7 protein-coding genes are annotated in these 7,073 nt (G+C 63.4%); 5 read left to right on the forward strand and 2 right to left on the reverse strand.

Translation table 11 applies throughout. The features are described 5' to 3' along the window. Positions 1–103 precede the first annotated feature (103 nt). Together P1U55_RS11850 and P1U55_RS11855 are read right to left on the reverse strand one after the other, a co-directional pair. Positions 104–877 carry an SseB family protein gene (locus P1U55_RS11850; protein WP_301047807.1) on the reverse strand — a complete coding sequence of 258 codons (774 nt, stop codon included), beginning with the start codon at positions 875–877 and terminating at the stop codon, positions 104–106. After that, positions 874–1,464 carry a uracil-DNA glycosylase family protein gene (locus P1U55_RS11855; RefSeq protein WP_301047808.1) on the reverse strand — a complete coding sequence of 197 codons (591 nt, stop codon included), beginning with the start codon at positions 1,462–1,464 and terminating at the stop codon, positions 874–876. Before P1U55_RS11855 ends, P1U55_RS11850 begins: the two co-directional genes overlap by 4 nt. Before the next feature lie 146 nt (positions 1,465–1,610). On the opposite strand from P1U55_RS11855, the gene P1U55_RS11860 reads away from it, so the two are divergent. The 5 genes from P1U55_RS11860 (at position 1,611) to P1U55_RS11880 (ending at position 7,011) form a co-directional block, all read left to right on the forward strand. Next, positions 1,611–1,949 (forward strand): metalloregulator ArsR/SmtB family transcription factor, encoded by a 339-nt coding sequence (locus P1U55_RS11860; protein WP_301047809.1) that lies wholly within the window; start codon positions 1,611–1,613, stop codon positions 1,947–1,949. Next, complete coding sequence (locus P1U55_RS11865; protein WP_301047810.1) at positions 1,942–2,982, forward strand: permease; 1,041 nt, start codon at positions 1,942–1,944, stop codon at positions 2,980–2,982. The genes P1U55_RS11860 and P1U55_RS11865 overlap by 8 nt, the downstream gene beginning before the upstream one ends. A 185-nt stretch (positions 2,983–3,167) precedes the next feature. Further along, positions 3,168–4,415: a Na+/H+ antiporter NhaA gene (locus tag P1U55_RS11870; RefSeq protein WP_301047811.1), complete on the forward strand. Its 1,248-nt coding sequence runs from the start codon at positions 3,168–3,170 to the stop codon at positions 4,413–4,415. Positions 4,416–4,613: 198 nt separating this feature from the next. Further along, positions 4,614–5,273: an ATP-binding cassette domain-containing protein gene (locus tag P1U55_RS11875; RefSeq protein ID WP_301047813.1), complete on the forward strand. Its 660-nt coding sequence runs from the start codon at positions 4,614–4,616 to the stop codon at positions 5,271–5,273. Further along, positions 5,251–7,011 (forward strand): capsule biosynthesis protein, encoded by a 1,761-nt coding sequence (locus tag P1U55_RS11880; RefSeq protein ID WP_301047815.1) that lies wholly within the window; start codon positions 5,251–5,253, stop codon positions 7,009–7,011. The genes P1U55_RS11875 and P1U55_RS11880 overlap by 23 nt, the downstream gene beginning before the upstream one ends. Positions 7,012–7,073 lie beyond the last annotated feature (62 nt).

Below are 7,073 nucleotides of genomic sequence, written 5' to 3' on the forward strand. Positions count from 1 at the left end.
GTGACAATCAGCGCAAGGACACTGCGCCATCCAAGAGGGCGCGCCGGGGTTCACGTATAGTCTGCGTCGGGTCAGAGGGCCCGTTGTGTGGCGAGCCTGAGCCTTACCGCAGCTTGGGCGGCTTTGAGGGATCAGAGCCGGGTGCGGGGCGTTTGGGCGGCGCCTTGGGCTGGGGCAGATCAAAGCGCAGCCCCTGGCGGGCCATGGCATCGGCGATTGGTGCATCGGCGGGCAGGAAGGTGACATCAAGCGTCAGCCCCTCCAACCCGGAAAAGGTGAGTGCCTCGCTGACCGCAGTGGCGAGGGCCTGCTCGGCCCCTTCCTTGGGGTTGGTGAAGGCGAGCAGATGCCCCTCGGCCCCGGAGCGATAGGTGATGCGGGCGAGCAGCGCCGCAGCGGCGAGGCCGGTGGCGGAAGCGAGCTTGGCATCGAGCGCCTTCAGCAGCGCTTCGGGGAGATCGGGGCGAGAGATTTCCTCGGGTAGATCCTCAGCCTCTTGCGGGCCTTGATCGAGGGTTTGCGCCAGCCATGTGAGCGCCTCGGGCGGCAGCAGGATGGCGGAGGGCGCAACATCGAGGTTGATCCCCAGCGCCAGCCCTTCCCCCTCAACCAGATGCACCAGCGAGCGCCCCGAGAGCGCGGCATAGGGGGCGGTGCCCTTGGCGAAGGCGGCGAGGCGGTCTTCGGTATCAAAGGCAAGGATTACCTCGCCCTCATCGGTCTGGTAGCTTTGCGGGGTCATGGTGCCTGCGTCGGCCTCGGCCTCAAGCAGCAGGAACAGCTCGCTATCCGCAAGGCGGGCAAAGAAGGCGAGGCGCTCGGCATCGCCGCCGGCTTCCATGGCGGCGTGGGCGGAATCAAGCGGTGTGTCGTTCATGGCAAGACCTCTGCGACGCGGGTTTTGAGGGCCGGGAGAAGCTCGGCCTCGAACCAGGGGTTTTTCTTCAGCCACCCCGTATTGCGCCAGGACGGATGGGGCAAGGGGAAGGTGGTGGGCGCGTGGCGGCGCCAATCCGCCGTGGTGCGGGTGACGCCTGCCTTTTTGGCCGCCGGGCCAAGGTGCCAGCCCTGCGCGTAGCCGCCGATCAGCAGGGTGAGCGGGGCGGGGCCGATATGAGAGAGGGATTTGGCGCGCCAAGTCTCGGCGCAGATTTTCGGGGGCGGCAGATCAGACCCGGCGGCGCTGTAGCCGGGAAAGCAGAAGGCCATGGGGAGGATCGCGGTGAGGGTAGTATCATAGAACTGCTCGCGGGTGAGGCCGAGCCAATCGCGCAGGCGATCACCGGAGCGGTCATTGAAGGGGATGCCGGTTTCATGAACGCGCATCCCCGGCGCCTGCCCCGCGATGAGGATGCGCGCACCGGGGGAGAACCAGGGCACGGGGCGCGGGGCATGGGCGGTTTTGGTGGCGGCGAACCGCTCGGCGCAGAGGCGGCAGGCGCGGATGTCATCAGGGAGGGGCATGGGGGCGAGTGTGACGGGAGGGGCGAGAGGTTTCCACCCCTTTGGGAAAGGTTTGGCGGCTGGGCAGGAATTGGCTGTCCGGTAGTTATTTCGATGATTGTCGAAATGTCTTGCGCGGGAGGAAAGGTTTCGATACTTCTAGAAACATGAAAATGAATCACCCAGACGATCTTTCGCTTGCCACCGCCGCCTCAACCTTTGCGGCACTTGGCTCTGAACAGCGGCTTGCCGTGTTGCGAACCCTTGTGCGCGCCGGGCCGGAGGGGCTGCGGATTGGCGATCTGGGGGAGCGGACGGGGGTGACCGGCTCAACCCTGACCCACCACATGAAAATTCTCGCGGCGGCGGGGCTTGTGACCCAGAAGAAGCAGGGGCGCAGCGTGATTTGCGCCGCTGTCGCCTATGATGAAATTCGCGGGCTGACCGATTTTCTGCTCGCGGAATGCTGCGCCGATGCTCCCAATGGAGAGCACGACCATGGCTGATGTCACCCAACCCTCCCCCCGCTCGTCGTTGCGTGACTGGTGGGGCCGTGCGCCCAAGGCCTGGCTGCTTTCGGCGCTGATCCTCGGGGGGATTGCGCTGCTTGATCCGGGCGAGCTTTGGCCAACGGTGGTGTTTGCGCTGAAGGCGATCCTGCGGACCGCGCCTTACATCCTGTTCGCGGTGGTGGCGGTGGCCTACCTCAAGGCCAGCGGAGCGGAATCGCTGCTCGCCAAGGCCTTTGAGGGGCGCGAAACCCATATGATCCTGATGGCGGCGCTGCTTGGCGGCTTGTCGCCGTTTTGCTCCTGCCAGGTGATCCCTTTCATTGCGGCGCTGCTCGCCGTGGGTGCCCCGCTGAGCGCCGTTATGGCCTTTTGGCTGGCCTCGCCGCTGATGGACCCGGCGATGTTTTCCGTCACCGCCGGGGAGCTTGGCTTTGCCTTTGCCTCGGCCAAAACGGTGGCCGCCGTGGGGCTGGGGCTGCTGGGCGGCTTCGTGACCATGGTTTTTGCCCGCTCGGCGGTGTTTGCCGACCCGTTGAAGCCCAAAACCACGGGCGGCTCCTGCTGTAGCGCGAAATCCCCGTTCCAGGGCAAGCCCGAGTGGAAATTCTGGGGTGAGGCGGCGCGGCGTGAAACCTTCCGCGACACGGCGCTTGAAAACGGGCTGTTCCTGCTCAAGTGGCTGGTTTTGGCCTACATTCTGGAAAGCGTGATGCTGACCTATGTGCCCGCCGAGTCGATCGCCTCGCTTCTGGGCGGCGAAGGGCTGCGCCCGATCATGATCGCCGCCCTTGTCGGTGCCCCGGCCTACCTGAACGGCTATGCCGCCGTGCCGCTGGTGGATGCGCTGCTGGCACAAGGCATGAGCCAGGGCGCGGCGATGGCCTTTGTGGTGGCTGGCGGGGTGAGCTGCATCCCGGCGGCGGTGGCGGTTTGGGCGCTGGTGAAGCCGCGGGTGTTTGCGGCCTATCTTGGCTTTGCCCTCATCGGGGCCTTGCTCGCGGGGATGATCTGGGGCGCGATTGCCTGAGGTGCAGGGCTTGGTCCCGCCCTGTCCCCCCTCCCTTGCGCGGCGCATAACGCGTCAGGCTGCCGATTTCTGATTTGGTATGCGCGGTAGCGCACACTATTGCAGCAGCGGGGGCCGCTTGCTCCCTGCCCCGGTTTTGCGTACCTGAATGTTAACGAACGTGGCAGGCAGGGGAAACTTGGGGCATGTATCGCGTCTGGAATTTCGTCACCAACTACTCTCTGTTGCTCATCTTCGGCGCGATCAGCGCGTTGCTTTGGGCCAATGTGAACCCCGACAGCTACCATCACTTCGTGCATTTCGTGATCTGGGAGAACGCCCCGATTGGGGGTTTGCATGACGGGCATCGCACGCTCACGCTGCATTATCTGGTCAACGATATGCTCATGGCCTTCTTCTTTGCCATCGCGGCCAAGGAAGTGTGGGAGGCGGTAATCCTCGACAACGGCTCGTTGCGCGGCAAAAAGGCGGCCACCCCGCTGGTGGCGACGGCGGGCGGCATGTTTGGGCCTATCGTGGTTTACCTTGGCATCGCTTATTTCCTTGGCTCTGACACCTATTCAGCGGTGGCCAACGGCTGGGCGATCCCCACCGCGACGGACATTGCCTTCAGCTACCTGGTGGGGCGCATGGTGTTTGGCGCGGGCCACCCGGCGGTGCGTTTCCTGCTGCTTTTGGCGATTGCCGATGATGCGGCGGGCCTGATCATTCTGGCGATCTTTTACCCTTCGGGCGCGTTGGCGCCGGAGTGGCTGCTGCTCTCGCTTGGCGCGGCTGTGGCGGTGTTTGTGCTGTGCAACTGGCTGCCGCGCAAGCTGGACGCGCACAATCAGGTGCGGCCCCGCTCTACCTGGGTGGCGACCCATCTCAACGTTTGGCCCTATTTGCTGGCGGGGTGTGTCAGCTGGTATGGCTTTCAGGAGGCGGGCATTCACCCGGCGTTGGGCCTGCTGCCCATTGTGCCCACCCTGCCCCATGCAGACCGGGCCTTTGGCCTGTTTTCCGAGGCCGAGCAATACCTGACCGACCTGCTTAACCAGGCCGAGCATTTGTTGAAGCACCCGGTGGAGGTGGTCCTGTTTTTCTTTGGTCTGCTGAACGCCGGCGTTGAGTTCATCGCCATTGGCGAGGCGACCTGGCTGGTGCTGGCGGGGCTGCTGATCGGCAAGCCGATGGGCATCATGCTGATGGGCTGGCTTGCTGCCTACCCGATGAAGCTGGGGCTTCCGGCGGGGATGCGCACCAGTGATCTGTTTGTTGTTGGCTGCGTGGCGGCGATTGGTTTCACGGTGTCGCTGTTCGTGGCCTCGGTCGCCTTTCCGGCGGGGCTGGTGCAGGATGCCGCCAAGATGGGCGCGCTGTTCAGCTTTGCGGCGGCGGGGATCTCGCTGGTTGTCGCCAAATTGACCCGGGTTCAGAAACAACCGGGATAAATTGCGCCGATTCTTTCGGTATTGTTGACGGAATAGCGGTAAATCATCGCTGATCGCGCCACATTGATGACGCAATTAACCTTGATGGCGTTGAAAACCGCTAAGACGGCGCGACATAATGCTGCCTAACTGGCGGCGTATATCATTGCGTTAACGAAACGCCGTTAGAGTGTGTAACAGAGCAGCCAAAGGCGACAGATGCTGGAATTCGCCAATGTCAGCAAGTCCTTCTGGACCGGGAAACAGCGCAAGGTGATCCTTGACCGCGCCTCCTTTCGCGTGGAACTGGGCAACAGCCTTGGCATTCTGGCGCCGAACGGCACCGGCAAGACCACGGTCATCAACATGATGGCCGGGCTGGAAAAGCCTGACGAGGGCGAGATCAACCGTGCCTGCCGCATCTCCTTTCCGCTGGGGTTCATGGGTGGGGTCGTCAACCGGCACACCGGCACCGAGAATGTGCGCTACATCGCGCGGCTTTACGGGCTGGACCCGGATTATGTAGAAGCCTTCGTGCGCTGGCTGGCCAATATTGACGAATATTTTGATCTGGCGGTGGGCACCTACTCCTCGGGGATGCGCTCGCGGTTTTGCTTTTCGATCATGCTGGCGCTGGACTTTGATATCTACCTGATCGACGAAGGCATGCCCTCTACCACCGATGTGGAGTTCAACCGCCGCGCCGGGGCGATTTTGCGGGACCGGCTGAAGGATGCGACCGTGATTATCGTGTCGCACCAGGCGGCGACGCTGGAAAAATTCTGCCGCTCGGCGGCGGTTCTGAACCATGGCCAGTTGACGATGTTTGAAACCTTGGAAGAAGCGAAGCAATTGTATGACTACGAAACCCAAGGCTAGTAAATTCCGCATCAAGCGGGACGCACCTTTGACACCGGGGCAGGCCGCCATGGCCGCCACCGATGGCGCAACCGCACGCAAGATCGAGCAGGCCGCCCCCGCAGCCACGCCCCCGAGCAAGCCCACGCCCAGCGCTGGTGTGGCCGAGGGTGAGAAGCTGTTTGAAACCCATGATGATGGCTTCGGCCACGGCATGATGGATGAGCCTTCGCCGGGATCGGCGGCAGCCCAGAAGGGCCAGAGCGGCCAGAACGGCGAGGTCACATCGGCCGCCTCTGCGGCCAGCGAGGCCACGATTGCCGACATCCGCAAGGAAGGGCTGACCGGGCGGCAGTTACGCATGGCGCGGCGGGTGGCGCAAAAGCACGGCCTGGCCCCGACCAGCGATTTTGACGCGGTAAAGCAGCTGCGGGATCGCGGGATCGACCCGTTCAAGCGGGCCAATATGCTGGAACTGGTGCAGGACAACGCCAAGGGCCAGCTTCCCGCCGGGCAGGCGCAGCCCAATCTGCCGCAGGTGGCCAACCCCGGCCCCGGCACACAGGTGGGTATGCCCGCGCAACAACCCCAGCTTAACCCGCTGGAACAGCGCGCCAGCGAGATTGGCCGCATCCAGCGTGACATTGCCAAGCGGCGGCGGCGCAAATCGGCGCTGCTTTTCACCCGGCTGGCGATTTTCGTGTTGCTGCCAACGTTTATCGCGGGCTGGTATTACTACATGCTGGCGACGCCGATGTATGCCACCAAATCGGAATTCCTGATCCAGCAGGCCGAGGCGCAGAGCGGCGCAATGGGGCTTGGCGGGCTGTTTCAGGGCACCGGCATGGCCACCCAGCAAGACAGCACAACGGTGCAAAGCTACCTGCAATCGGAGGCCGCGATGCGGCGGCTGGACAAGGATCATGGCTTCAAGGCCGCCTTCCAGCAGCCCGATATCGACCCGGTGCAGCGGCTGGACGAGGACGCGACCGATGCCGCCGCCTACCGGATTTACCAGAAGCGCGTGAAGATCGGCTATGACCCGACCGAAGGCATCCTCAAGATGGAGGTGATCGCCCCCACGCCAGAGCTTTCCGAAACGTTCTCGGTGGCGTTGCTGAGCTACGCCGAGGAGCGGGTGGACCAGCTGACAAGCCGCTTGCGGGGCGATCAGATGACCGGCGCGCAGGAAAGCTTTGACGTGGCCGAGCAGCGGGTGCTTGACGCCCAGCAAGAGGTGCTGCGGCTTCAGGAAGAACTGGGGGTGCTGGACCCTGTGGGCGAATCCGCCTCGATCCAGAGCCAGGTGACGCAGTTTGAGGTGGAAGTGAGCCAGAAGCAGCTTGATCTGGAGCAGCAACTTTCCAATCGGCGGCCCAATGAGGCGCGGGTGAAGGCGCTGGAGGGCGAGATTGGTCGGCTTGAAGACCTGATCGCCAACCTGCGTGCCCGGATGACGCAGACCCGGGATGGCAACTCGTCGCTCGCCAAGAAAACCGGTGAGCTGCGGATTGCAGAGGCCAATCTGCAAACCCGGCAGCTGTTGCTGCAACAGGCCGCCGCGCAAATGGAATCGGCCCGCATCGAGGCCAACCGGCAGGTGCGCTTCCTGTCGCTTGGCGTGCCACCGGTGGCCCCGGATGAGGCGGCCTATCCGAAGGCCTTTGAAAACACCCTGCTGGCGCTGTTCATCTTTTCGGGGATTTACCTGATGATTTCGCTCACCGCCTCGATCCTGCGCGAACAGGTAGCAGGCTAGAGCATGTTGCTCAAACGTGGGAACCGGTTTTGAGCTTCTCGAACATGCGAAATCAATAAGTT

Source organism: Vannielia sp. (genome assembly GCF_029212645.1).
In the GTDB taxonomy this organism is placed as follows: domain Bacteria; phylum Pseudomonadota; class Alphaproteobacteria; order Rhodobacterales; family Rhodobacteraceae; genus Vannielia.

Coding starts and splice junctions, on each gene's coding strand:
- P1U55_RS11865 (WP_301047810.1), top strand. CDS start 1,942: ATGGCTGATGTCACCCAACCCTCCCCCCGCTCGTCGTTGCGTGACTGG.
- P1U55_RS11870 (WP_301047811.1), top strand. CDS start 3,168: ATGTATCGCGTCTGGAATTTCGTCACCAACTACTCTCTGTTGCTCATC.
- P1U55_RS11860 (WP_301047809.1), top strand. CDS start 1,611: ATGAAAATGAATCACCCAGACGATCTTTCGCTTGCCACCGCCGCCTCA.
- P1U55_RS11850 (WP_301047807.1), bottom strand. CDS start 877: ATGAACGACACACCGCTTGATTCCGCCCACGCCGCCATGGAAGCCGGC.
- P1U55_RS11875 (WP_301047813.1), top strand. CDS start 4,614: ATGCTGGAATTCGCCAATGTCAGCAAGTCCTTCTGGACCGGGAAACAG.
- P1U55_RS11880 (WP_301047815.1), top strand. CDS start 5,251: ATGACTACGAAACCCAAGGCTAGTAAATTCCGCATCAAGCGGGACGCA.
- P1U55_RS11855 (WP_301047808.1), bottom strand. CDS start 1,464: ATGCCCCTCCCTGATGACATCCGCGCCTGCCGCCTCTGCGCCGAGCGG.